This is a genomic window from Pseudomonas reinekei, assembly GCF_001945365.1.
Classification (GTDB): domain Bacteria; phylum Pseudomonadota; class Gammaproteobacteria; order Pseudomonadales; family Pseudomonadaceae; genus Aquipseudomonas; species Aquipseudomonas reinekei.
Genome location: NZ_MSTQ01000023.1, coordinates 26,687 through 52,305, shown reverse-complemented (window position 1 = coordinate 52,305; position 25,619 = coordinate 26,687). Strand labels below are relative to the sequence as shown.

The 25,619-nt window shown below is 61.1% G+C and carries 24 protein-coding genes; 8 read left to right on the top strand and 16 right to left on the bottom strand.

What is annotated here, in order from left to right; all coding sequences use genetic code 11:
• Positions 1-76 precede the first annotated feature (76 nt).
• From BVK86_RS25775 to BVK86_RS25735, 9 genes are all read right to left on the bottom strand, one after another.
• On the bottom strand, positions 77-1,234 hold the full coding sequence (locus BVK86_RS25775; RefSeq protein ID WP_075949065.1) for a D-alanyl-D-alanine carboxypeptidase family protein: 1,158 nt from the start codon (positions 1,232-1,234) through the stop codon (positions 77-79).
• Positions 1,235-1,430: 196 nt separating this feature from the next.
• Positions 1,431-2,438, bottom strand: a complete 1,008-nt coding sequence (locus BVK86_RS25770; RefSeq protein WP_075949064.1) for a septal ring lytic transglycosylase RlpA family protein — start codon at positions 2,436-2,438, stop codon at positions 1,431-1,433.
• Positions 2,438-3,448 (bottom strand): lytic murein transglycosylase B, encoded by a 1,011-nt coding sequence (mltB, locus tag BVK86_RS25765; RefSeq protein WP_075949063.1) that lies wholly within the window; start codon positions 3,446-3,448, stop codon positions 2,438-2,440. The genes BVK86_RS25770 and mltB overlap by 1 nt, the downstream gene beginning before the upstream one ends.
• Before the next feature lie 17 nt (positions 3,449-3,465).
• A complete protein-coding gene (gene rodA / locus BVK86_RS25760) occupies positions 3,466-4,569 on the bottom strand; it encodes a rod shape-determining protein RodA (protein ID WP_162279064.1) in 1,104 nt (367 codons plus the stop codon).
• A gap of 31 nt (positions 4,570-4,600) precedes the next feature.
• Positions 4,601-6,496: a penicillin-binding protein 2 gene (mrdA, locus tag BVK86_RS25755; protein ID WP_075949061.1), complete on the bottom strand. Its 1,896-nt coding sequence runs from the start codon at positions 6,494-6,496 to the stop codon at positions 4,601-4,603.
• Between the two features lie 10 nt (positions 6,497-6,506).
• The gene (gene rlmH / locus BVK86_RS25750; RefSeq protein WP_007937439.1) at positions 6,507-6,974 is read right to left on the bottom strand and encodes a 23S rRNA (pseudouridine(1915)-N(3))-methyltransferase RlmH; all 468 of its coding nucleotides are present in this window, start codon (positions 6,972-6,974) and stop codon (positions 6,507-6,509) included.
• A gap of 9 nt (positions 6,975-6,983) precedes the next feature.
• A complete protein-coding gene (rsfS, locus tag BVK86_RS25745; protein ID WP_075949060.1) occupies positions 6,984-7,478 on the bottom strand; it encodes a ribosome silencing factor in 495 nt (164 codons plus the stop codon).
• A gap of 73 nt (positions 7,479-7,551) precedes the next feature.
• Positions 7,552-8,196 carry a nicotinate-nucleotide adenylyltransferase gene (gene nadD, locus BVK86_RS25740; RefSeq protein ID WP_162279063.1) on the bottom strand — a complete coding sequence of 215 codons (645 nt, stop codon included), beginning with the start codon at positions 8,194-8,196 and terminating at the stop codon, positions 7,552-7,554.
• 46 nt (positions 8,197-8,242) lie between these two features.
• Entirely contained in the window at positions 8,243-9,514 is a 1,272-nt protein-coding gene (locus BVK86_RS25735) for a glutamate-5-semialdehyde dehydrogenase (RefSeq protein WP_075949058.1), read from the bottom strand.
• Between the two features lie 190 nt (positions 9,515-9,704).
• Between BVK86_RS25735 and BVK86_RS25730 the strand changes: the two genes are divergently transcribed.
• On the top strand, positions 9,705-10,403 hold the full coding sequence (locus tag BVK86_RS25730; RefSeq protein WP_075949093.1) for a DNA-3-methyladenine glycosylase: 699 nt from the start codon (positions 9,705-9,707) through the stop codon (positions 10,401-10,403).
• A 77-nt stretch (positions 10,404-10,480) separates the two neighbouring features.
• Complete coding sequence (locus BVK86_RS25725) at positions 10,481-11,797, top strand: bifunctional DedA family/phosphatase PAP2 family protein (protein WP_075949057.1); 1,317 nt, start codon at positions 10,481-10,483, stop codon at positions 11,795-11,797.
• A gap of 88 nt (positions 11,798-11,885) precedes the next feature.
• Here BVK86_RS25725 and BVK86_RS25720 read toward each other — a convergent pair whose 3' ends face one another.
• From BVK86_RS25720 to BVK86_RS25710, 3 genes are read right to left on the bottom strand one after another with little or no spacing between them, the layout of a single operon-like run.
• A complete protein-coding gene (locus BVK86_RS25720; RefSeq protein WP_075949056.1) occupies positions 11,886-12,476 on the bottom strand; it encodes an LON peptidase substrate-binding domain-containing protein in 591 nt (196 codons plus the stop codon).
• An 11-nt stretch (positions 12,477-12,487) separates the two neighbouring features.
• Positions 12,488-13,204, bottom strand: a complete 717-nt coding sequence (locus BVK86_RS25715; RefSeq protein WP_075949055.1) for an LrgB family protein — start codon at positions 13,202-13,204, stop codon at positions 12,488-12,490.
• The gene (locus BVK86_RS25710) at positions 13,201-13,563 is read right to left on the bottom strand and encodes a CidA/LrgA family protein (protein WP_075949054.1); all 363 of its coding nucleotides are present in this window, start codon (positions 13,561-13,563) and stop codon (positions 13,201-13,203) included. The genes BVK86_RS25715 and BVK86_RS25710 overlap by 4 nt, the downstream gene beginning before the upstream one ends.
• A gap of 192 nt (positions 13,564-13,755) precedes the next feature.
• Here BVK86_RS25710 and BVK86_RS25705 point away from each other — a divergent pair, with 192 nt between their 5' ends.
• The 3 genes from BVK86_RS25705 to BVK86_RS25695 all read left to right on the top strand — a co-directional run bounded on the left by BVK86_RS25705 (position 13,756) and on the right by BVK86_RS25695 (position 16,712).
• Positions 13,756-14,211: a MaoC family dehydratase gene (locus tag BVK86_RS25705; protein ID WP_075949053.1), complete on the top strand. Its 456-nt coding sequence runs from the start codon at positions 13,756-13,758 to the stop codon at positions 14,209-14,211.
• A 113-nt stretch (positions 14,212-14,324) separates the two neighbouring features.
• Entirely contained in the window at positions 14,325-16,043 is a 1,719-nt protein-coding gene (locus tag BVK86_RS25700; protein WP_075949052.1) for a C13 family peptidase, read from the top strand.
• A 27-nt stretch (positions 16,044-16,070) separates the two neighbouring features.
• Positions 16,071-16,712 carry an oxidoreductase gene (locus tag BVK86_RS25695; RefSeq protein ID WP_075949051.1) on the top strand — a complete coding sequence of 214 codons (642 nt, stop codon included), beginning with the start codon at positions 16,071-16,073 and terminating at the stop codon, positions 16,710-16,712.
• A gap of 117 nt (positions 16,713-16,829) precedes the next feature.
• Here the strand turns inward: BVK86_RS25695 and BVK86_RS25690 are convergent, their stop codons facing one another.
• The 4 genes from BVK86_RS25690 to BVK86_RS25675 form a co-directional block, all read right to left on the bottom strand.
• The gene (locus BVK86_RS25690) at positions 16,830-17,114 is read right to left on the bottom strand and encodes a YceK/YidQ family lipoprotein (RefSeq protein WP_075949050.1); all 285 of its coding nucleotides are present in this window, start codon (positions 17,112-17,114) and stop codon (positions 16,830-16,832) included.
• Complete coding sequence (gene ubiX, locus BVK86_RS25685) at positions 17,107-17,739, bottom strand: flavin prenyltransferase UbiX (RefSeq protein WP_075949049.1); 633 nt, start codon at positions 17,737-17,739, stop codon at positions 17,107-17,109. The genes BVK86_RS25690 and ubiX overlap by 8 nt, the downstream gene beginning before the upstream one ends.
• Positions 17,736-19,085, bottom strand: coding sequence for a UDP-N-acetylmuramate:L-alanyl-gamma-D-glutamyl-meso-diaminopimelate ligase (mpl, locus tag BVK86_RS25680; RefSeq protein ID WP_075949048.1), 1,350 nt, complete (start codon positions 19,083-19,085; stop codon positions 17,736-17,738). The genes ubiX and mpl overlap by 4 nt, the downstream gene beginning before the upstream one ends.
• A gap of 96 nt (positions 19,086-19,181) precedes the next feature.
• Positions 19,182-21,095, bottom strand: coding sequence for a sigma-54-dependent Fis family transcriptional regulator (locus BVK86_RS25675; protein WP_075949047.1), 1,914 nt, complete (start codon positions 21,093-21,095; stop codon positions 19,182-19,184).
• Between the two features lie 325 nt (positions 21,096-21,420).
• On the opposite strand from BVK86_RS25675, the gene exaC reads away from it, so the two are divergent.
• From exaC to eutC, 3 genes are all read left to right on the top strand, one after another.
• The gene (gene exaC, locus BVK86_RS25670) at positions 21,421-22,941 is read left to right on the top strand and encodes an acetaldehyde dehydrogenase ExaC (protein ID WP_075949046.1); all 1,521 of its coding nucleotides are present in this window, start codon (positions 21,421-21,423) and stop codon (positions 22,939-22,941) included.
• A 342-nt stretch (positions 22,942-23,283) separates the two neighbouring features.
• Complete coding sequence (locus BVK86_RS25665; RefSeq protein ID WP_075949045.1) at positions 23,284-24,678, top strand: ethanolamine ammonia-lyase subunit EutB; 1,395 nt, start codon at positions 23,284-23,286, stop codon at positions 24,676-24,678.
• An 8-nt stretch (positions 24,679-24,686) separates the two neighbouring features.
• On the top strand, positions 24,687-25,511 hold the full coding sequence (gene eutC, locus BVK86_RS25660) for an ethanolamine ammonia-lyase subunit EutC (RefSeq protein WP_075949044.1): 825 nt from the start codon (positions 24,687-24,689) through the stop codon (positions 25,509-25,511).
• Positions 25,512-25,619: the final 108 nt, after the last annotated feature.

Genomic DNA, 25,619 nt, shown 5'->3' with positions numbered 1-25,619 from the left:
CGGCCTCGTAAGCGTAAGCCGTGGCGACGGCAAAACCCCGCGCCGGATCAGCGCGGGGTTTTGCAGGTGCACACTATCAGTTGAACAAGCCGTAGAAGAATAGACGGATGCTATCCCACATGCGACGGAAGATACCACCCTCTTCGACGCCGTCCAGAGCGATCAGGTCAGCGCTGTGCACCACCTTGTCGTCCAGCTTGACTTCGACTTTACCGATCACGTCGCCCTTGGCGATTGGCGCAACCAGTTGCGGGTTCATGGTCATGCTGGCCGCGAGCTTTTTCAGCTGGCCTTTCGGCAGGGTCATGGTCAGGTCTTCAGCCAGGCCGGCCTTGACCTGGTTGGTCGAACCTTTCCAGACAGGTGCCTGAGCCAGCTCGGCGCCTTTCTGATAGAAGGTCTGGGTTTCGAAGAAACGGAAACCGTAGGTCAGCAGCTTCTGGGTTTCAGCGGCGCGAGCCACTTCGCTGTTGGTACCGAATACCACGGCGATCAGACGCATGCCATCACGCACGGCCGAGGACACCATGCAGTAGCCTGCTTCCTCGGTGTGGCCGGTTTTCAGGCCGTCGACGGTCTTGTCGCGCCACAGCAGCAGGTTGCGGTTAGGTTGCTTGATGCCGTTCCAGAAGAACTCTTTCTGCGAGTAGATCGCATAGTGAGCCGGGTCTTCGTGGATGATCGCGCGAGCCAGCACGGCCATGTCGTGAGCCGACGAGTAGTGCTCCGGGTTCGGCAGACCGGTCGGGTTCATGAAGTGACTGTTGGTCATGCCCAGGTCGCCAACGGTTTTGTTCATCATGTCGGCGAACGCGTCTTCGCTACCGGCGATGTGCTCGGAGAGTGCAACGCTGGCGTCGTTGCCCGACTGAATGATGATGCCGTGCAGCAAGTCGCTGACAGTCACCTGCGAGCCAACCTTGATGAACATCCGCGAACCGCCGGTACGCCAGGCGTTTTCGCTGACGGTAACCGGATCGTTTTCACCGATCTGGCCGCGACGGATTTCCAGGGTCGCGATGTAAGCCGTCATCAGCTTGGTCAGGCTGGCTGGCGGCAGACGCTGATCACCGTTGTTTTCGACCAGCACGTTGCCGCTGCTGGCGTCCATGAGCACGTAGGCCTTGGCGGCCAGTTGCGGTGGGGACGGCATCATCTCGACCGCGAAGGCGGCAGGCGAGAGGAGCAGCGGGACTAGAAGGCACAGGCGTTTGGCAAAGGTGGTGATGTTCATCCGTCTCTCGAAATCGCTAATGGAAACTTGCCCGAGGGCAAAACTATTCAGACAGCCTTCTAACGGGCCATCGCGTGTTCAGCTGCTCACTCAGTAACCCTTGCCGGGCTTTTGTTCTTCAACGAGCCAACAACCTGGTTCACCCCCCAAAACCGCAGATGAACCGTCAATCAAGTTCTACATATTACTCAGTGGCTTACTCGGTCACTACGCTTGGCGAACCGAGATTGGCCAGGCGCACACTGTTCTGCACTTGCTGGATTTCACCCGGCGAACCGATGGGCCCCATGCGCACCCGATGCAGGGTCTGCTGATTGCGCACGATCGAGCTGATGAACACCGGAGCGCTCACCATCCCGCTGAGCTTCGACCTCAGCAGTTCTGCAGCGTCCGGGTTGGCGAACGCGCCCACCTGCAGATACTGGCCAGACGCTGGTGCAGAAGCGTTTTTTTTTGCATCGATTTGTACAGGAACGACAGCGGCGGCGTGTTGCTGCGGCGGCGGAGTCCATTGCTCAACGGTACCGGCCGAAGCCGTGATAACCGGGGCGCTATTCTGCGCGACTTGCGGCTCGTTGAGCATTAAAGGCGCCGGACGGCCCTTGGCGGCCCACCATTGTTGCGGATCGATGCCTTCGACCTTGACCCGTGCGGTGCCGGTTTCGGCGTAGCCGAGCTTCTTGGCGGCCGCGTAGGACAAGTCGATGATGCGGTCCGAATAGAACGGCCCGCGGTCATTGACCCGCAGGATCACCGTCTTGTTGTTGTCCAGGTTGGTCACCCGAACGTAACTTGGCAGTGGCAGAGTCTTGTGGGCGGCACTCATGCCGTACAGGTCATAGACTTCGCCGTTGGCGGTGTTCTGGCCATGGAACTTGGTGCCGTACCAGGACGCCGTGCCCGACTGCACGTAGGTTTTGGACTCTTGCAGCGGGAAATAGGTTTTGCCCAGTACCGAATACGGCGCGGCCTTGTACGGGCCGGTGTGCAGGGTCGGCGTGGCATCCGGGATGCGCGAAACGTCGACGTCCCACCAGGGTGCACCATCTTTGTGAGCCCGGTTGATGTCCAGCCCTGGTGTCGAACGCACGGCAGTGGAGGACTTCTGGGCCGGCGCGCGGCTGGTCGAACAACTGGCGACCAGCACCGCCAACGCGGCAAATGCCATGAGCTTCAGGGGTTTATTCATAGGCAATGCCCGCATTACTTGACGCCCCGTGCTTGGACCAGCTGTTCAGACAGTTGATGTACGGCCATGGCGTACATCACGCTGCGGTTATATCGCGTGATCGCGTAAAAATTCTTCAGGCCCATCCAGTATTCAGGGCCATTGTCGCCTTCCAGTCGGAATGCGGTAACCGGCATATCATCGCGCAGCGCATCATGACTTGACCAGCCCAAGGCCAGCAACTCTCCAACGGTTTTAGTCGGCTCGATGCCGGTGGTCAAACCTTCATCGACCTGCTCGCCCCGCACATCGGCGCGGCTCACCACCGGTTCGCCGGCGACCCAGCCATGACGCTTGAAGTAACTGGCGACGCTGCCAATGGCATCGTCCGGGTTGTTCCAGATATTGATGTGGCCATCACCGTCGAAATCTACCGCATAGGCGCGAAAGCTGCTGGGCATGAACTGCGGCAGCCCCATCGCCCCGGCGTAGGAGCCTTTGAGGGTCAACGGGTCGATCTGTTCTTCACGGGCCAGCAGCAGGAACTCACGCAATTCCTTGCGGAAAAATTCGGCACGGGGAGGATAGTCGAAACCCAAGGTCGACAAGGCATCGATTACCCGGAAATTGCCGGTATTGCGGCCGAAAAAGGTTTCAACGCCGATGATCGAGACGATCACCTGGGCCGGCACGCCGTATTCCTGTTCCGCCCGGGCCAGCACCGCTTCGTGCTGGCGCCAGAAATCAACGCCCCGCGCGATGCGCGCATCGGTGATGAACATCGGGCGGTATTCGTTCCACTGCTTGACCCGCTCCGCGGGTTTCGAAATGGCGTCCAGGATCGACTGTTTGCGCTCGGCCTCGCGGAACACGCCCATCAGCTGTTCACCGGCAAAACCGTAGTCGCGGGTCATTTCACCGACAAATTCGGCGACCTGCGGTGAGCCTTCGTAATCGCCGGCCAATGCGTCCTGCGCAGTGCCAAGGATGCTTACCAGGCCGACCCACGGCGCATATCGAGTCGCCCAGCCACGCATTACTTGCATTGAACTCTTCACCTTATTCAAACCTGTGCGATCCACTTACGATGGGTATGGATCGACATCAAAACCCCAAACGCTGACAGCAGCGTCACCAGCGAAGTTCCTCCGTAGCTAATGAACGGCAACGGCACCCCCACCACCGGCAACAAGCCGCTGACCATACCGATATTGACGAAAACATAAACAAAAAACGTCATGGTCAACGCGCCGGACAGCAATTTGCCGAACAATGTCTGGGCCTGGGCGGTAATCACCAGCCCGCGCCCGATCAACAGCAGATAGATCAGCAGCAGCGCACAGATGCCCACCAGGCCGAACTCTTCACCCATCACCGCAATAATGAAGTCGGTGTGGCTTTCCGGGAGGAAGTCCAGGTGCGACTGGGTGCCCAGCAGCCAACCCTTGCCGAACACGCCGCCGGAACCGATGGCGGCTTTCGACTGGATGATGTTCCAGCCAGTGCCCAGCGGATCGCTCTCCGGGTCGAGGAACGTCAGGACGCGCTGCTTTTGGTAATCGTGCATGACGAAGTACCACATGGCGACAGACACCGGCACCGCGGCGGCGAGCACGCTGAGGATCCAGCGCCAGCGCAGCCCCCCCATGAACAGCACGAATGCGCCACCGGCCAGAATCAACAGCGACGTGCCGAGGTCCGGTTGGCGCACGATCAATATGAACGGAACGCCGATCAACAGCAGACTGATGCCCACGTGCTTGAGCTGCGGCGGTAGCGTGCGTTTGGACAGGTACCAGGCGATGGTCGCCGGCATCAGGATCTTCATGAACTCCGATGGCTGAAAGCGGATGACACCGGGGATGTTGATCCAGCGCGTGGCGCCCATGGCGTTGTGACCCATCACATCCACTACGATCAACAACAGCACGCCGACCACATACCCGACCGGTACCCAACGGGCCATGAAACGGGGTTCGAGCTGGGCGATAACGATCATCGACACCAGGCCGATACCGAACGAAGTGGCCTGTTTGGCCAGCAAATCCCAGCTCTTGCCACTGGCCGAATACAGCACGAACAGGCTGCCCGCGGCGAGCGTCAGCAGCAGAATCAATAGCGGTCCGTCGATGTGCAGGCGCTGCAACAACGTCGCGCGACGCCGCATCACATCCTCGCTGGAGAGCATGCGATCAAAATTATTCATCACGGGCAGTAGCCTCAGCACTGATAGGGTTGGCGTACTCGGCCTTGAGGTGACCGTCCTGATCCAGCAGCCACGCATCCATGACCTGACGCACGACCGGCGCAGCCACGCCGGAGCCCGACTCACCGTTCTCGACCATCACCGAGACCACGATTTTCGGATCGTCGGCCGGTGCGAAGCCGACGAACAATGCGTGGTCGCGATGGCGCTCCTGGACCTTGGAGCGGTCGTATTTCTCGCCCTGCTTGATCGCGACCACCTGAGCCGTACCACTTTTGCCGGCAATCCGGTATTGCGCACCAATCGAGGCCTTGCGTGCAGTGCCTCGGGCACCGTGCATGACCTGCTGCATGCCATGGTTCACTCGGGTCCAGTCCGCCGGGTCGCGCAGGATGATGTCCGGCATCGGGTTATGGTCCACCGGCTTCTCGCCTTCGATGGTCTTGGCCAGGTGCGGACGGTTCCAGACCCCTTTGTTGGCCACCAGCGCAGTGGCCTGGGCCAGTTGCAACGGCGTCGACTGCATGTAGCCCTGACCGATCCCGAGAATCAGCGTCTCCCCCGGGAACCAGGCCTGACGACGTGTTGCACGCTTCCACTCTCGCGTCGGCATCAGGCCTGGCGACTCTTCGAACATGTCCAGGGAGACTTTCTGGCCAATGCCGAACTTGGTCATGTAGGCCGACAACCGATCGATCCCCAGCTTGTGCGCCAGGTCATAGAAGTAGGTGTCGTTGGAACGCATGATCGCCGTATCGAGGTCGACGAAACCGTCACCGGTACGGTTCCAGTTGCGATACTTGTGATCATAGTTGGGCAGCATGTAGTAGCCCGGGTCGAACACCCGGGACGAAGCTGTCACCACGCCCGCGTCCAGACCGGCAATCGCCACCGCCGGCTTGATCGTCGAACCCGGCGGGTACAGACCGCGCAGCACGCGGTTGAACAACGGCCGGTCGATGGAATCGCGTAGCTCGGAATACGCCTTGAAACTGATGCCCGTGACGAACAGGTTCGGATCGAAACTCGGCTGGCTGACCATCGCCAGCACTTCACCGGTTTTAGGGTCCAGCGCCACGACAGCGCCGCGCCGCCCGCCGAGTGCAGCCTCGGCGGCTTCCTGCAACTTGATGTCCAGGCTCAGGACGATGTCCTTGCCGGGAATCGGATCGGTACGCTTGAGCACCCGCAATACCCGGCCCCGAGCGTTGGTTTCCACTTCTTCGTAGCCCACCTGGCCGTGCAGTTCAGGCTCGTAAAAGCGCTCGATACCGGTTTTGCCGATGTGGTGGGTGCCGCTGTAATTGACCGGATCCAGGGTCTTGAGCTCTTTCTCGTTGATCCGCCCCATGTAACCCACCGAGTGCGCGAAATGCGCACCCTGCGGATAGTGACGAACCAGCTGCGCAACCACTTCCACCCCCGGCAGGCGGAACTGGTTAACGGCGATCCGGGCGATCTGCTCTTCGGTCAGCTCAAACAGGATCGGCACCGGCTCGAACGGCCGGCGCCCCTGACGCATGCGCTTCTCGAAAATCACCCGGTCCTCGGGCGTCATCTCCAGCACTTCGACGATGACGTCAAGCACCTGCTGCCAGTCGCCCGACCGCTCGCGGGTCATGCTCAGGCTGAAACTCGGCCGGTTGTCGGCAATCACGACGCCGTTGCGGTCGAAAATCAGGCCACGGGTCGGCGGAATCGGCTGCACGTGGACCCGGTTGTTTTCCGACAGGGTCGAGTGGTACTCGTACTGGATCACCTGCAGGAAATACAGACGTGCGATCAGCACGCCGATCAGTGCCACCACCGCAATGGCCCCGAACACGACACGGCCACGCACCAGACGGGCGTCTTTTTCGTGGTCCTTGATGCGGATCGGCTGAGGCATGAGGGCAGAACTACTTGTGGTAAGGGTGGCCGGACAGGACTGTCCAGGCACGATACAGCTGTTCGCCGATGAGGATTCGCACCAACGGATGCGGCAACGTCAACGGCGACAGTGACCAGCGCTGATCGGCACGGGCACAGACTTCCGGCGCCAGCCCTTCGGGGCCACCCACCATGAAGTTGACGGTGCGCGAGTCCAGTCGCCAGCGATCGAGTTCCACCGCCAGCTGCTCTGTGCTCCAGGGCTTGCCGTGGACTTCGAGAGTGACAACACGCTCGTTCGGCCCGACCTTGGCCAGCATGGCTTCACCTTCCTGACGGATAAAGCGCGCCACGTCGGCGTTCTTGCCCCGGGTGTTGAGCGGAATTTCCACCAGTTCCAGCGCCAGCTCGGACGGAAGACGCTTGGCATATTCATGCCAGCCTTCTTCCACCCACTTGGGCATGCGAGAACCGACGGCGATCAGTCGCAGTCGCACAGCCGTTCCTTATTCCTGGTCTTTGTTGAGCTTGGTGAAATGCTCGTGACCAACTTCAGGGCTGTGGTGTTTGCCGTCGGCGGCACGGCTCTGTTCGGCACCTTTCCACAGGCGCTCCAGGTCGTAGAACTGACGGGCGTTGGAAGTCATCATGTGAACGATCACGTCGTCCATGTCCAGCAGCACCCAGTCGCTGTCGCCCTTGCCTTCTTCACCCAGCGGCTTGATGCCCAGGGCTTTGACGGCTTCGCGAACCTTGTCCAGCATCGCGCCGATCTGGCGGTTGGAGGTACCGGTGGCGATGATCATGAAGTCGGTGATGCTCTGCTTGTCGCGGACATCGATGACCAGCACGTCCTGGGCCTTGACATCTTCCAGTGCGGCTACGGCGATCTTGACCAGCTCGTCGCCTTTAGGCGGCTCGGCAGCCAGCACTTTCTCAGGCAGCGGGGCGCTCTTGAAGGTGCCTTTGCGTTTTACTTTGCTTTCGTTGTTGCTCGTCATATAAAACTCGTTTTGCTCGTATGTTCGGGCGCTTCAATACACGTTGTTGCTACGTGCCTTGAGGCACTCCTATTCAGTTCGACGCACGGTAGAGTCCGTGCGCATCGATGTAGGCCAGGACCGCGTCGGGCACCAGGAAACGTACCGACTTACCGCTGGCCAGCAGTTGACGGATCTGGGTGGCGGATACCGCGAGCGGTGTCTGCCAGACGAATGCAATCTGTCCGCTCGGCCCTTTGAGGGCCAGCGGGTCGCTCACCGAGCGCGCTGCCAGCAGGTTGCGCAAGGCATCCGGCGGTTCGCTGTCGGCATCCGGGCGTTGCAACACCAGGATATGGCAATGCTGGAGCAACTCTTCCCAGCGGTGCCAAGTGGGCAGGCCGCAAAATGCGTCCCAGCCCAAAAGCAGAAAAACCTGGGTCTCTGCGAGCATTTCGGCACGCATCAACTCCAGGGTATCAATGGTGTAGGACGGTTTGTCCCGCTGCAATTCGCGGTCATCCACCACCAACGGTGCCACGCCGGCCACCGCGCACTCGACCATCGCCAGACGGTCCTGCGCCGACACCTGCGGCGTCTCCCGATGAGGCGGCCTGGCACTGGGTGTCAGGCGCAGCTCATCGAGTGCCAGGGTTTCGGCGACTTCCAGCGCACCACGCAAATGACCGATGTGCACCGGGTCGAACGTTCCGCCCAGCACACCAATACGGCGAGGCAATGGCTCGCTGACGGTCGACGGGGCTGACGGGTCGAAGTCGCCCAAGTCAGGCCGGCTCCTGTCCGCGCAGCTGACCATCGCCGACCACGACATACTTCTCGCAGGTCAGGCCTTCGAGGCCGACCGGGCCGCGGGCGTGCAGCTTATCAGTAGAAATGCCGATCTCGGCACCCAATCCGTATTCGAAACCATCGGCGAAGCAGGTCGGGGTGTTGATCATCACCGACGACGAATCGACTTCAGCCACGAAACGCCGGTTGTCGCCCTGGTGTTCGCTGACAATCGAATCGGTGTGGTGCGAGCCGTAATGGTTGATGTGCTCGATGGCCTGGTCCAGACCGTCGACCACGCGGATCGACAGAATCGCCGCCAGATACTCGGTGCTCCAGTCGTCTTCGCTGGCCGGCACGGCATCGATGATCGCCCGGGTGCGTTCGCAGCCACGCAGTTCGACGCCTTTTTCGCGGAACTGGGCTGCCATGGCGGGCAAGAAATCTTTGGCAACGGTGTGGTCGACCAGCAGCGTTTCCATGGCACCGCAGATGCCATACCGGTAGGTCTTGGCGTTGAATGCGATGCGCCGGGCTTTCGCCAGGTCGGCGTGTTCGCTGACATAAACATGGCAGATACCGTCCAGGTGCTTGATCACTGGCACGCGGGCGTCACGACTGACACGCTCGATCAGGCCACGACCGCCGCGAGGCACAATGACATCGACGTATTCAGGCAGGGTGATCAGCGCGCCAACGGCAGCACGGTCCGTGGTTTCGACGACTTGCACCACGGCGGCCGGCAAATCGGCCTCGGCCAGGCCGCGTTGAATGCACGCAGCGATGGCACGGTTGGAATGAATGGCTTCGGAGCCGCCGCGCAGGATGGTCGCGTTCCCGGACTTCAGGCACAGGCTGGCGGCGTCGATGGTCACGTTGGGACGGGATTCGTAGATGATCCCGATCACGCCCAATGGCACGCGCATCTTGCCGACCTGGATACCCGACGGACGGAAGCTCATGTCGCGGATCGCACCAACCGGGTCCGGCAGCGCGGCCACCTGACGCAAACCGACGATCATGCCGTCGATGCGCGCCGGGGTCAGCGCCAGACGCTCAAGCAGCGCCGGCTCCAGACCACTGGCGCGACCGGCCGCCAGGTCCAGCTCATTGGCTGCCGTCAGCTCGGCGCGGGCGGCGTCCAGTGCGTTGGCGGCAGCCTGCAGGGCGCGGTTTTTCTGCGCGGTGCTGGCGCGGCCAATCACGCGAGACGCTTCGCGGGCGGCGCGACCCAAGCGGGTCATGTAGTCAAGAACGGACTCAGTCATGGTCTGGGCGTGGTCTTTTCTAAGGTCTTGGTAAAGAGTAAAGCGGCAGATTATAGCTGTCGTGTCTCCTGACTAACAGCGGTGACGGGCGGATGGTCGAAATGGAGGGCAAATAGCCGACGTTAAGCCGGGATTAAGCTGCAAATTGTTATCATCACGACTCAATCAGCCCTGACAAATGCCGTTCATCATGTCCAACCTGACTGTTCGAGCGTCCGCCACGAGCCCGCCCGCGGGCCTTGCGGACGCGTTTTTCGACCGCGATGCGCAAATTCTTGCACGGGATCTACTGGGCAAAATCATCCGCCATCGGGTCGGCGACCTGTGGCTCAGTGCCCGGATCATTGAGACCGAAGCCTATTACTGCGCCGAAAAAGGTAGCCATGCGTCCCTTGGCTACACAGAAAAGCGTAAGGCTTTGTTTCTGGATGGCGGCCACATCTATATGTATTACGCCCGTGGCGGTGATTCGCTGAACTTCAGCGCCCAGGGGCCGGGCAATGCGGTGCTGATCAAGTCCGCCTACCCTTGGGTCGATGAACTGAGCGGGCCGGCCAGCCTGGCGCAGATGCTGCTGAACAACCCCGACGCCCAAGGGCGCCCTCGCCCGGCGCAAAAGCTCTGCGCCGGGCAAACGCTGCTGTGCAAGTCGCTGGGTTTGAAGGTGCCGGTCTGGGATGCCAAACGCTTCGACCACGAGGTGCTGCTGGTTGAGGACGTCGGCCAGTCCCCTGCCCACATTATCCAGACCACGCGCCTGGGCATTCCCCATGGGCGAGACGAACATTTGATGTACCGCTTCGTCGACGCGACCTACGCAGCCTGGTGCACGCGGAACCCGCTGCGACGGGGGCAGGTCGAAGGGCGCGACTATTTTGTGCTGACTTGAGAATGGAAAGATCCCTCGTGAGGACGAGCCTGCTCGCTCTCACGAGGGCGGACTGAAATTTCAATGGAGTTGTTTTTATGGGCCCATGGCTCGATAGCGTGACCGGTTGGCTGACGCTCAACCCGCAATGGCTGGCGGCGGCGGTGTTCCTCGTGGCCTTTGTCGAATGCCTGGCGATTGCCGGCCTGATCGTGCCCGGCACGGTATTGCTGTTCGCCGTCGCGGTACTGGCCGGCAGTGGCGCATTGTCGCTGAGTGAAACCCTGTTACTGGGCTTCCTGGCCGGCGTGTTGGGTGATGTGGTGTCGTATTTCCTCGGACGCCACTTCCATCAAAATATCCGGCGCCTGCCAGGCCTGCGCCATCACCCCGAGTGGATCGCCGGGGCGGAGTCGTACTTCCAGCGCTATGGCATCGCCAGCCTGTTGGTCGGACGCTTTATCGGCCCGCTGCGCCCCATGCTGCCGATGGTGGCCGGGATGTTCGACATGCCCTTCCCGCGCTTCTTCGCCGTCAGCCTGCTGGCTGGCGCCGGATGGTCGGTGGCGTATCTGCTGCCGGGCTGGGCCACCGGCGCAGCCATTCGCTTGCCGTTGCCCGAAGGTTTCTGGCCGGAAGCAGGGATCGTTGCCGGCGCCATCGCCGTCATGGTCGGGTTGAGTGCAACCAGCAGTTTGCGTCGACATCGCAACGCCACGGTATTCATTACCGGATTGAGTCTGCTGATTCTCGCCGGACTGTTTATCGGCTATCCGCATCTGAACGCACTGGATCAAGGTGTGATGACCCTGGTCCAGGAACATCGCAAGCCCATGCTGGATGAAGTGGCGGTGGTCCTCACGCTGATCGGCGAATTCCGCAATATGCTGTTGTTCAGCGTCCTGCTGGTGGCGCTGTTGCTGATCACCCGGCAATGGCGTCAGGCGATCTTCGCTTGCAGTACGCTGCTTTGCACTGCGCTGGCCAACACCGCCACCAAAAACTTTTTCGCCCGCGTGCGCCCGGAGGTGTTGAGCGACCCCCTGACCAGCTACAGCATGCCCAGTGGCCATGCATCAGGTGCCTTTGCGCTGTTCCTGACCCTGGCCGTGCTGGCGGGTCGCGGACAACCCCCGCGGATGCGCCTGACCTGGTTGCTGGTGGCTTGTCTGCCGGCGCTGGCGATCGCCCTGTCGCGGGTGTACCTCGGCGCCCATTGGCCAACGGATGTATTGGCAGGTGCCATGCTGGCGTCATGCGTCTGCGCGGCGAGCCTGTGGCTGATCCAGCGCAAGGCATCGCTCAATGCGATGCCGCCGAAAATATGGTGGCTGATATTGCCGTCGCTGGTGGCTCTGTTCGGGTTCTTCGTGTTGCGGCATTTACCGCACACGATGCTGCGCTACGCCTATTAAATAAACACCCCGACCTGTCAGGCCGGGGTGCTTTTTAAAACATCTTCAGCCCATCACCACTCAAGCACGTTGAAGCATGCGCATCTGCTCAGGCAAACAACTCGCCCTGCAACTCATCCAGTAGCGCCTGAATCGCATCCAGTCGTTGCTGCGGATCATCGAGTTGCAGCAAGTCGATCTTGTCGAGTTCGGCAAAGGGCAACAGGTAAGCCAGCTGGTTGGCCAGCGACTGCTGCCCGGTGGCTTCAGTGCCCATGTTCAGGGCTTCAACCATCGGATGTTCAGCCAAGGCCTTGAGCAAGGCCACCAGATCGGCATCTTCATCCTGCAGCGGCTGTTCCGGCCCTTCGTCCAGCCACTCGACCTCGGCCACGATCAACTGGTCACGCTGTAATTCGGTGCGCAGTACGTTGAAGCGCCGCCCGCCCTGAACCCGAATCCCTAAAAGACCATTGTCCTGGGTCTTGAAGTCGGTGATCAGCGCTTCACAGCCAACCAGCGCGTACCCTGCCGGGGCGATGCCGACCTCATCGCCGTCGAGGATGCAGACCACGCCGAAGCCGCCGCCTTGCTTCATGCAGCGACCGATCATGTCCAGGTAGCGCGCCTCGAAAATCTGCAAGTCGAGGATGCAGCCGGGAAACAACACTGTGTTCAGCGGGAAAAGCGGCATGTTCATAGACATTTCCTTTACACCACCATCGACACCGCCAACGGCAGCAACACCGCCGTGGCCACGCCCATCAAACTCATCGCCAGCGCCGCGAAGGCACCACATTCTTCACTTTCCTGCATCGCCACCGCCGTGCCGACGGCATGGGCGGTCATCCCCAGCGCCATGCCCCGGGCCTCGGGACTGTGGACGCCAAGACGGGTCAACAGACTCGGACCAAAGATCGCGCCGATCACCCCGGTGATCAACACAAACACCGCGGCCAACGCGGCGACACCGCCAATCTGCTCGGCCACCAACATCGCAATCGGCGAGGTGACCGACTTCGGCGCCATGGTCATCAGGATCATGTGCTCGGCACCGAACCACCAGCCCAGCAACACGCCCAGAACGGTGGCGACCACACCGCCTATCACCAGCGTAGTAAATATCGGCCAGAACAACTGCCGAATCCGCCGCAGATTCAGGTAAAGCGGCACAGCCAGCGCGACCGTCGCCGGCCCCAGCAGAATGCTGAGGATCTCGGTGCTCTTGCGGTACTCGACATAGGTCAGGCCGCAGCCCACCAATACGCCGATCACCAGCAACATGGACACCAGCACCGGCTGCAAAAAGATCCAGCGGGTTTTCTCGTAGGCGGCCAATACAAGCTGATAGGCGCCGAGGGTGATGCCGATGCCGAACAGAGGATGATGAATCACCGACGCCCAGGCGCCGTGCCAGTCGAAGATCATTGGCTGTCCTCGGGATGAACGTGGCGTTTGACCAGCCGCTGCATCAGCACACCGGCGAACGCCATCGACAGCAGCAGCGACAGGAACAGCGCACCAACGATGGCCCAGAAGTCCGCGGCGATGTCGGCGGCATACACCATCACACCCACGGCCGGCGGTACCAGCAGCAGGGGCAGGTAGCGCAACAGGCTGCTGGCCGCCAGGTTCAGCGGTTCACCGACCTGCCCCCGGCTGATCAGAAACACCAGCAACAGCAGCAGGCCGATGATCGGCCCCGGCAGGAACGGCAAAAACAAATGGTTGATCGCGGTGCCGAGCAATTGAAACAGCACCAGCCAGGTCAGGCCACGTAACAACATCTTTCATCTCCCGCAAATCCGTCACCCGCATTGGCCCGGGCATTATAAGCATGCCTGCGCTATACATCGGCATTCGCCAAAAGCATGGTCGGTTGACCGGAGCGAATTGCCATGTTGATCTAAAGTGGTAATCCGGGAAGTCGAATCCCGCACCTTAAAACTATAAAACCGATGAACCCAAGGAGAGTCTCAATGCCCTATGTTCCAGTTGCAGAGCTCAATGATTATGTCGGCAAGGAACTTGGACGTTCCGAATGGCTCACCATCGATCAGGAGCGTATCAACCTGTTCGCCGAAGCCACCGGGGATTATCAGTTCATCCATGTCGACCCGATCAAAGCCGCGCAAACGCCCTTTGGCAGCACCATAGCCCACGGTTTCCTGTCCCTGTCGCTGATTCCAAAACTGATGGAAGACATTCTCGTCCTGCCTGAAGGCCTGAAAATGGTGGTCAACTATGGCCTGGACAGCGTGCGTTTCATTCAACCGGTCAAGGTCAATTCGAAAGTGCGCCTCAAGGTCGACCTGACCGAAGTCACCGAGAAAAAACCCGGCCAATGGCTGCTCAAGGCCACCGCCACGCTGGAAATCGAAGGCTCGGACAAACCGGCGTACATCGCCGAACCGCTGTCACTCTGCTTCGTATAAATCTTGAGGGATGCGAAGCAGCTCCCGCTGTTTCGCGCTTCCCGCCTCTGTATCGACTGTATAAGGACACATAGCTGCGGCATACTCGGTCGCCTAATTGCCCGGAACCCGCTATGCGCTCACTTGCACTCATTGCCTTGACCCTGATGCTCACCGCTTGCGGTGACGGCGAATCGCTGCTGCCACCTGACGCCCGCCTGCCGGACGGCGGACGCTATCGCGGCGACATGGTCAATGGCTTGCTGCAAGGCCAGGGCCGCATCGATTACCCGAACGGTAGCTGGTACGCGGGCGAATTCGACAAGGGCCAATGGCACGGCCAGGGTGAATGGCACGGCAGCAATGGCGAGGTCTTTCGCGGGCAATTCAATCAGGGCTTGTTCGACGGTCAAGGCACACTGACGACCAACGGCAGCAGTTACAACGGCGGCTTCAAACTCGGTCGGCGCGATGGTGAAGGCACCCTCAAAGAAAACGGCATGACCTACCGCGGCGAGTTCAAGGCCGATCAGTTTTCCGGGCTCGGCCGTCTCGAGCTTGAAGACGGCAGCGCCTATCAAGGCCAGTTCGCCCACGGCAAACCCAACGGCGAAGGCCAGCGCAGCGACGCAAGCGGCAACCAATACACCGGGCACTTCGTCGACGGTCAGCTGGAAGGCAAAGGAACATTCAACAGTGCCGACGGCGATATCTACGTCGGCGGTTTCAAGAACAATCAATTGCACGGCAAAGGTCGCTACGAAAACGCCGATGGCGACGTCTGGCTGGGTCAATTCAAGGAAGGCTCGCTCAACGGCAAAGGCGAGTTGATCGGCGCAGACGGCAGTCATTACATCGGCCTCTTCAACGACTGGCGCTTCAGCGGTCAGGGCCGACTGAACCTGGCCGACGGCAGTTTCTACGTCGGCCAGTTCGACAGCGACAGCTATCAGGGGCGCGGCACTCTGGTGCTGACCGATGGCTCGGTGCTCAGCGGCACATGGGTCAACGGCCAGCGCGTGCGCGATGCCGATGGCAAGTTGCTGCCGGCCCCCCTCGAACTCGGCCTGCTGGCCCAGGGGCGCCTGCTTGAAGAAGCACTGGGCAACGTACCGGCCTCGACGCCGGCGATAGAGCTGTACACCCTGACCCTTGGCGGCGACGGCAAGCAGAGTGTATTCCTGCGCGAATCCGACTATGTCGCCAACATGCTCACCAGTCGATTCGGCGCCTTTGGCCAGATCCGCCTGGTCAACCATCGCGACCACCTCAGCGACCGGCCGATGGCCACCCGGGAAAACCTGCGCCGCGCCGCGCTTGCCCTGGCCGAACGCAGCGGCCCGGAAGACCTGGTCTTCATCTACCTGACCAGCCACGGCACCAGCGAACACGAATTGATACTCGACCAGCCGCGCATGGAGCTGGCCGATCTGCCGGCGGATGAACTGGCGGCCGTCCTCGCCCCGCTGAAGAACCGTGACAAGATCGTCGTGATCTCGACCTGCTACTCCGGCGGCTTCATCCCCGCCCTCAAGGACGAGCGCACCCTGATCATGACCGCATCGCGGGCCGACCGCGTGTCGTTCGGCTGCTCTGAGGAAGCCAATTTCACCTACTTCGGCGATGCCCTGTTCGCCCAGGCATTGAACCAGACCGACGACCTGGAGCAAGCCTTCAAGCTGGCCAAGGCCACCGTCGCCGAGCGGGAGCTGGCCGACAACTTCGAAGCCTCCGAGCCGCAGATCTGGGCACCGAAAACCGTCCTCTCACACTGGCAGCTTTTGCGTAAACAACAGGCACGAAAAGCACTGCAAAGTGTCTCCATTGACAACAAGGACGCAAAGAACAACTAAGCTGATCAGTATCAAGGGAGAAACACTATGTACTTGACGCCTCAGCATGTGCTGCTTGCCGGAGCCACCGGTTTGACCGGTGAACATCTACTGGACCGCTTGCTCAACGAGCCTACGATATCGCGAGTATTGGCCCCCTCGCGCCGGCCGTTGGCCAAGCATCCGCACCTTGAAAACCCGGTCGGCGACCCGGCGGTGTTCCTGCCGCAGCTGAATGGCCGGGTCGATATCGCCTACTGCTGCCTGGGCACCACCATCAAGCAGGCCGGTTCCGAAGAGGCGTTTCGCGCCGTGGATCTGGACATGGTCGTGGCCTTCGGCAAACGTGCGCGGGAGATGGGCGCACGACACCTGATCGTCATCAGTGCCCTGGGCGCCGATCGAAGATCCTCGATTTTCTACAACAAAGTCAAAGGCGAGATGGAGCACGCATTGCGCGCGCAGGACTGGCCGCAACTGACCATTTGCCGACCATCACTGCTATTGGGCGAGCGGCTCGAACCGCGCCTGGCCGAGAAAGTCGCCGGTCCGCTGTCTCGACTGATCCCCGGCAAATACCATGGCATCGAAGCCTGCCAACTGGCCCGAGCGATGTGGCGCCTGGCGCTGGAGGAGCAGGATGGGGTGCGTATTGTCGAGTCGGATGAATTGAGGAAGCTGGGCAAATAATCGACGAGCCTTGTGGCGAGGGCGCTTGCTCTCGCTGGGTGGCGAAGCCGCCCCAATGAGGGCCTGCTGCGCAGTCCAGCGAGAGCAAGCGCCCTCGCCACAAAAGCCAGGTCCGCCCTACAGCCCGCCCGTCGCCTGAAAACTCACACCGATCACCGTCAACAACGACAGCGGCAACAGCAGCGTGTCGAGCAACGCACTGGCCGGCAGATCCACACCCGGATAGCTCGGTGCCTCAGCGCCGAATCGATCCATCGCACAGCAGCCGCCATTGATCGCATACAAATCCAGCCGCGTTCCGGCATACACCACCGGCGCGCCTGGCTTCGCCGCATCCAGCGTGCGCGCCGTGGCGCATCCGGCCAGCTGCAATGCCAGCACAACAACTAACAGCTTATTCATCGCTGGTCAGATGGTGTTCGCCCCAACGAGGCAGCATGTCCTGGGGAATGTTCAGCAGGTTCAGGATTCGCGCCACGACGAAATCGATGAGGTCGTCGATGGTTTGCGGCTGATGATAAAAGCCCGGCGAGGCCGGCAGAATCGTCACGCCCATGTTCGACAACTTGAGCATGTGCTCCAGGTGAATGCTTGAATACGGCGCTTCACGGGGCACCAGAATCAGCTGACGACGCTCCTTGAGCGTTACGTCGGCAGCGCGTTCGATCAGGTTGTTGCAGGCGCCGGTGGCGATGGCCGACAAGGTGCCCGTCGAGCACGGCACCACCACCATCGCCGCCGGAGCGCCGGAGCCCGAAGCCACTGGCGACATCCAGTCTTCCTTGCCGTACACGCGAATCTGCCCGGCCTGAGCGCCGGTGTATTCGGTGAGAAAGGCCTGCATCATCTGTGGCTTGGCCGGCAGTGTCACGTCAGTCTCGGTGGCCATCACCAACTGCGCCGCCTTGGAAATCAGGAAGTGCACTTCGCGGTCTTCGCGCACCAGGCAGTCGAGCAGACGCAAGCCGTATTGAGCGCCAGAAGCTCCCGTCATTGCCAGCGTGATGCGGTCCGGACCGTTATTCATTTCAGCGCCTCGGCGAGTTTGCCGTGCAGGCCACCGAAGCCGCCGTTACTCATGATCACCACATGAGTGCCGGGCTGGGCCTGGCTCTTCACGCGTTCGATGATGCCTTCCAGCGAATCGCTGACGATCGATGGCACGGTGCACAGCGCCGCGGTGCCGGCCAGGTCCCAGCCCAGGTTGGCCGGTGCGTACCAGATCACCTGATCGGCATCGACCACACTTTCCGGCAAGCCGTCTCGGTGCGCGCCGAGCTTCATCGAGTTGGAGCGCGGCTCGATGATCGCGATCAACGGGGCGTCACCGATGCGTTTGCGCAGGCCGTCCAGTGTCGTCGCGATTGCGGTCGGGTGATGCGCGAAGTCGTCATAAATGGTGATGCCACGGACTTCCGCGACTTTTTCCATCCGCCGCTTCACGCTTTTGAAAGCGCTCAACGCGGCGATGCCCATGGACGGCACCACACCCACGTGACGCGCGGCAGCCAAGGTGGCCAGCGCGTTGGCGACATTGTGCTGGCCGGTCATGTCCCACTCCACCACGCCTTGGGAAACGCCTTCGAACATCACTTCAAACTTCGAGCCGTCTTCGCTGTGCAACTTGACCTGCCACTGCCCGCCCGCACCGGTGGTTTGCACCGGGGTCCAGCAACCCATGTCGATGACGCGTTGCAAGGCCGGCTCAGTGGTCGGATGGATCACCAGGCCTTCGCTCGGAATGGTCCGCACCAAATGGTGGAACTGGCGTTCGATGGCCGGCAGATCGGGGAAAATATCGGCGTGGTCGAATTCCAGGTTATTCAGGATTGCCGTGCGCGGACGGTAGTGAACGAACTTGGAACGCTTGTCGAAGAAGGCACTGTCGTATTCATCGGCTTCGATGACGAAGAACGGCGTATCGCCCAGACGCGCCGACACCGAGAAGTTCTGCGGCACACCGCCGATCAGGAAGCCCGGGCTCATGCCCGCGTGCTCCAGCACCCAGGCAAGCATGCTGCTGGTGGTGGTTTTGCCGTGGGTACCGGCAACCGCCAGCACCCAGCGACCTTGCAGCACGTGATCGGCCAGCCATTGTGGGCCGGAGACGTAAGGCAGGCCTTTGTTCAGTACGTATTCAACCGCCGGATTGCCACGGGACATGGCATTGCCGATCACCACCAGGTCAGGGGCCGGGTCGAGCTGCGACGGGTCGTAACCTTGGGTCAACTCGATGCCTTGAGCCTCAAGCTGCGTGCTCATCGGCGGATAGACGTTGGCATCGGAGCCGGTCACGTGATGGCCCAGCTCTTTGGCCAGAACCGCCATCGAACCCATGAAAGTGCCGCAGATACCCAGAATATGAATGTGCATAGTCGACCTCGTAAAACATGGCCGCAGGTTAGCTTAGGGTGGGAAAATTCGCACTCTTTAGCTGAGATTAACCGCGATCCGTGTGGCGAGGGCGCTTTACCGGGCGATACCGTGTTTACGCAGTTTTCGATAGAGGGTGTTGCGGCTTACGCCTAGCTGCTCGGCGGTATTGGTCATATGCCAGCGCGTCTGCTCCAGCGCATTGAGCAACGCCAGCCGTTCGGCGTCCTCCAGCGGATGCTCCGATGGCTCTTCGACAACCTGCGCCACCGCCGACCGGGCCGAACGAATCATCGCCGGTAAATCCTCCAACCCGATCCGCCCGTCGTCACACAACGCCGCCAACGTGCGCAACACATTGCGCAACTGCCGCACGTTGCCCGGCCAGACAAAGCCCAGCAAGGCTTCCCGCGCCGGCCCATCAATCACCACCGTTTCACCGCGCGCCTCTTCGGCCAGTAAAAAGTCGAGCAGTTGTGATTTGTCACTGCGTTCACGCAATGCCGGCAGTCCCACCTCCAGCCCGTTGAGCCGGTAATACAAATCCTCGCGAAAGCTGCCGTCCTGCACCCGTGCCAGCAGATTGCGGTGGGTGGCGCTGATGATCCGTACGTTGACCGATTCCGGCTCGCCGCCGATCGGCACCACCAGGCGGTCTTCCAGCACCCGCAATAAACGTGTCTGCAGAGCCAGGGGCATGTCGCCGATTTCGTCCAGGAACAAAGTGCCGCCATCGGCCTGCTGCAGCTTTCCGCGCATGCCGTCCTTGCGTGCGCCGGTGAAGCTGCCGCCGCGATAGCCGAACAACTCGCTCTCGATCAGGCTTTCAGGAATGGCGGCGCAGTTGAGGGCAACGAACGCTTTTTCCGCGCGTTGGCTAGCCTGATGCACCGCTTTGGCGAAGGCCTCTTTGCCCGAGCCGGTTTCACCGTTGATCAGCAGCGGCACGTCCCGCTCGTAGACTCGCAAGGCCTTGCGAAAGTCCGCCTGCAAGGCGCTATCGCTCAGGCAGATACCCGCCAGCGCGGCCCGGTCCTCAATAACCGGGGCAGGCACCAGCGGCAACGGTGCGCGTCGCGACTCTCCGCGCAACACGGCGAACAGTCGGCGCCCGTCACGGGTTCGCAGCGGCCAGCTCGCACTGGCATTGATGCTCGCGCGGCCGAGCAATTCATCCAGCGTGCAGTCGAAAAACGCTTCCACCGGTTTGCCCAGCAAGCCACCGCGGACCACACCCAGCAGGTTCAGGGCGCTCTGGTTGACCGCGCTGATCCGCCCCTCGCCGTCAAACGCCAGCAGCCCTTCGCTGAACAGCCCGACGGACTCGGCCTGCAAATGAAAACGCAGCAGCCACTGGTTGTCGAAACATCGCAGGAAATAGCAGCTCTCAATCATCTTCGCCGAAAGATTGACCAGGGCCATGGTGTGAAACTGACTCTGGCGCGAGACATCGTGACGTGCCGAGGACACGTCGAGCACGGCCAGCAATTCGCCATGCGGGTCGAACACCGGGCTCGCCGAACAGGTCAGGCCCGTGTGACGACCACGGAAGTGTTCGTCCTGATGAATGGTCAGCGCCTGGCGCTCCACCAGGCAGGTGCCGATACCGTTGGTGCCTTCGCAGGCTTCGCTCCAGTCGGCGCCGAGCCAAAGGCCGGCGCGCTCGAAAATCTTCCGTTCGGTGGGGGCCGTCACGCAATTGAGGATCACCCCGCGCGCGTCGGTCAACAGCACCGCATGACCGGCGCCGGAGAGTTGCTGATGCAGGCTGGTCATTTCATTGCCGGCGATGTGCAGCACTTGCTGCAGGCGCTCGCGGCTTTCGAGGACGCGCCCATGCTCCAGCACCGTCGGCGCCATGGTCAGGGCCGGGTCGAGGTGATAATCCTCAAGACAGCGCAGCCAGGAACGGGCGATGGACGGATCGCTGCCTGGACCGTGCAGGTGGGTTTTCCCCTGCTTGACGGTCAACACTTGCTGGGCATGGCGACTCAAATGATTGTCGTGCATTTCTTATTATTCTCCCCGAAAGCAGTGCCCGCCCTTAAAGGAATGGGCACGCACCTTATGGCGTCCCGTCGCCGAGCATCCTCCAGCCGGGCGCGCATTGCAATGCTGGCAAGACGCGTCAGTCATAGGATGTGCCACAAGCGGTACAAACTGTCACAGCGGGTGTACCGAAAGCGTCACAGGCGCCACCCGCCCGTCCGAGAAAAATTGCGCAAGGCCTTGATTTGCCTGAGCTGCGGGGCAGTGGCCCGACCTTTGCTCTACGCTTATAGCAAGCGCACATGCGCTCTTCCTTACAAATACAAAAAGCCAAGGAGAAAACATCATGCGTTACGCTCACCCCGGTACTGAAGGCGCTATCGTTTCGTTCAAGAGCAAATACGGTAACTACATCGGCGGCGAGTTCGTCGCGCCTGTCAAAGGTCAGTACTTCACCAATACCTCGCCAGTGAATGGCCAACCGATTGCCGAATTCCCCCGCTCCACGGCCGAAGACATCGACAAGGCCCTGGACGCTGCCCACGCAGCGGCCGATGCCTGGGGCGCCACGTCCGCCCAGGCTCGCTCGCTGGTGCTGCTGAAAATCGCCGACCGCATCGAGCAAAACCTGGAACTGCTGGCAATCACCGAATCCTGGGACAACGGCAAAGCCGTTCGCGAAACCCTCAACGCCGACATCCCGCTGGCCGCCGACCACTTCCGCTACTTCGCCGGGTGCATCCGCGCCCAGGAAGGCAGTGCTGCCGAGATCGACGGCAACACCGTGGCCTACCACATCCATGAACCGCTGGGCGTGGTCGGGCAGATCATCCCGTGGAACTTCCCGATCCTGATGGCCGCCTGGAAACTCGCCCCGGCCCTGGCCGCCGGTAACTGCGTGGTGCTCAAGCCTGCCGAGCAAACGCCGCTGGGCATCACCGTGCTGGTCGAACTGATCGGCGACCTGCTGCCACCGGGCGTTTTGAACATCGTCCAGGGTTTCGGCAAAGAAGCCGGCGAAGCCCTGGCCACCAGCAAACGCATCGCCAAGATCGCCTTCACCGGCTCGACCCCGGTCGGCTCGCACATCATGAAATGCGCGGCCGAAAACATCATTCCGTCCACCGTGGAGCTGGGTGGCAAATCGCCGAACATCTTCTTCGAAGACATCATGAAGGCCGAACCGTCCTTCATCGAAAAAGCCGCTGAAGGCTTGGTGCTGGCGTTCTTCAACCAGGGCGAAGTCTGCACCTGCCCTTCCCGTGCGCTGGTACAGGAGTCGATCTACGACGATTTCATGAAAGAAGTCATGAAAAAAGTCCTGTCGATCAAACGTGGCGACCCGCTGGACACCGACACCATGGTCGGCGCCCAGGCTTCCGAGCAGCAATTCGACAAGATTCTTTCGTACCTGGAAATCGCCAAGGGCGAAGGCGCCGAGCTGCTCACCGGCGGCAAGGTGGAAAAGCTCGAGGGCAATCTTGCGAGCGGCTATTACATCCAGCCGACCCTGCTCAAGGGCACCAACAAAATGCGCGTGTTCCAGGAAGAAATCTTTGGCCCGGTGGTGAGCATCACCACCTTCAAGGATGAAGCCGAAGCCCTGGCCATCGCCAACGACACCGAGTTCGGCCTCGGTGCAGGCCTCTGGACCCGCGACATCAACCGCGCCTATCGCATGGGCCGCGCCATCAAGGCCGGTCGTGTGTGGACCAACTGCTACCACCTGTACCCGGCGCACGCCGCGTTTGGTGGTTACAAAAAATCCGGCGTCGGCCGTGAAACCCACAAGATGATGCTCGACCACTATCAGCAGACCAAAAACCTGCTGGTGAGCTACGACATCAATCCGCTGGGCTTCTTCTAAGCACGACACTGCCATCGCCCGCCAGCCGTCTCCTACAGACCGCGTATACCTGTAGAAGCCGGCTGGCGGGCGATGGCATTTTGAACCACACCCCACCCACAGCGTGGCGGCTCTGGCACGCGCCTTGCGTACTCGCTTTACACGCAAATGCGCCGGCTATCTGGATTTCCAACCGAATGCGCGCAGGCACCACAGGACGCTATGCTCGACAGTATTTAAATACACCGGCACCGGAATATGGACCGATGCCTGCTTTATTACAGTGCACAGAGGCCCCTTCTGGACGCGAGCTTGCGCCTACAGGGATTGTCAGTGCTCTCAACGAATTGGAGGACACCGCCCATGGCCGTATATGCCCATTCCGTCGGCGCCCAGACCTATCGTTTTGACAACCTCAAGGACGTGATGGCCAAGGCCAGCCCGGCGCGGTCCGGGGATTTTCTGGCCGGCGTCGCCGCCCTCAACGATGGTGAGCGCGTCGCGGCGCAAATGGCGTTGGCCGATATTCCGCTGAGCCATTTCCTGCAGGAAGTCCTGATTCCCTATGAAGACGATGAAGTCACCCGCCTGATCATCGACACCCACGACAAGCAGGCCTTCGCCCTCGTCAGCCACCTCACCGTGGGCGGCTTTCGCGACTGGCTGCTCAGCGATGCCGCCGACGAACAGGTCCTGCGCACCCTCGCCCCCGGCCTGACCCCGGAAATGGCTGCAGCCGTGTCGAAGATCATGCGCGTGCAGGATCTGGTGCTGGTGGCGCAGAAAATCCGCGTGGTCACGCAATTTCGCGGCACCCTCGGCCTGCGCGGCCGCCTGTCCACTCGCCTGCAGCCCAACCACCCCACCGACGAACCGGCCGGCATTGCCGCGAGCATTCTCGATGGCCTGCTACACGGTAACGGCGACGCCATGATCGGCATCAACCCGGCCACCGACAGCATTGCCTCGATCTGCGCGATGCTGGAAATGCTCGACGCGATCATCCAGCGCTACGAAATTCCGACCCAGGCCTGTGTGCTGACCCATGTCACCACGTCGATCGAAGCGGTCAATCGCGGCGTGCCTCTGGACCTGGTGTTCCAGTCGATCGCCGGCACCGAGGCTGCCAACGCGAGCTTCGGCATCAATCTGAATGTGCTCAAGGAAGGTTACGACGCCGGGTTGAGCCTCAATCGCGGCACCCTTGGGCAGAACCTGATGTATTTCGAAACGGGCCAAGGCAGCGCGTTGTCAGCCAACGCCCACCATGGCGTCGATCAACAGACCTGCGAGACTCGGGCCTACGCCGTAGCGCGACATTTCAACCCGTTCCTGGTGAACACTGTCGTAGGATTTATCGGCCCGGAATACCTCTACAACGGCAAACAGATCATCCGCGCCGGCCTGGAAGATCACTTCTGCGGCAAGCTGCTGGGCGTGCCGATGGGTTGCGACATCTGTTACACCAACCACGCCGAGGCCGACCAGGATGACATGGACACCTTGCTGACCCTGCTGGGCGTGGCCGGGATCAACTTCATCATGGGCATCCCCGGTTCCGACGACATCATGCTCAATTACCAGACCACCTCGTTCCACGATGCGCTCTATGCCCGGCAGACCCTGGGGCTCAAGCCAGCGCCGGAGTTCGAGCAGTGGCTGGCGAAAATGGGCATCTTCACCCAGGCGGACGGCCGGGTGCTCTTCGGCAACAGCCTGCCACCGGCCTTCCGCCAGGCCTTGGCGCAACTGGGATAAGTGTTGATATGGAAAAACCACCCTACGACCCCCACAACCCATGGCTGGAACTGCGACGCCTGACACCCGCGCGCATTGCCCTTGGCCGCACCGGCACCAGCCTGCCCACCCGCGCACAGCTGGACTTTCAATACGCCCACGCCCAGGCGCGGGATGCGGTGCATCTGCCGTTTGACCACGGCGTACTGCGCTCGCAACTGGCCGAACGCGGGCATGACAGTGTTTTGCTGCACAGCGCGGCAATCGACCGCAACAGCTATCTGCAACGTCCCGACCTTGGGCGAAAACTGAGCGATGCATCGGCACACGTCTTACGTGATCACGCTTCGGCCCATCCGGGCGGCGTAGATCTGGTGATTGTGGTCGCCGATGGTTTGTCCGCTTTGGCCGTGCATCGCCATACGTTGCCGTTTCTGGCACGGCTGGAGGAACAGATCCGCGCCGAAAACTGGTCCGTCGCCCCGATCGTGCTGGTGGAACAGGGGCGCGTTGCCGTGGCCGATGAAGTGGGCGAATTGCTCGGCGCCAAAATGACGGTGATTCTGATCGGCGAGCGCCCTGGCCTGAGCTCGCCGGACAGTCTGGGGTTATATTTCACATACAATCCAAAGGTCGGTCTGACAGACGCTTACCGCAATTGCATCTCCAATGTGCGCCTGGAAGGCTTGAGTTACGGCATGGCGGCACATCGTTTGCTGTATTTGATGCGCGAAGCCTGTCGGCGGCAGCTATCCGGGGTCAATCTGAAGGACGAAGCGCACGTTCAGACGCTGGAGTCAGATGCCGGCGCGGACATGAAAGGTAATTTCCTACTGAGCCCACCGGATGCCTGAAGCGCTTCCGCATTGCACATTCGTTCCAGTTTCAGGCAGGATCGACCCACGGCTGCCAGTGTGTACCCTTTGCCGCCAGAGCACGTGAAGACAGCCACTTGAAGACGA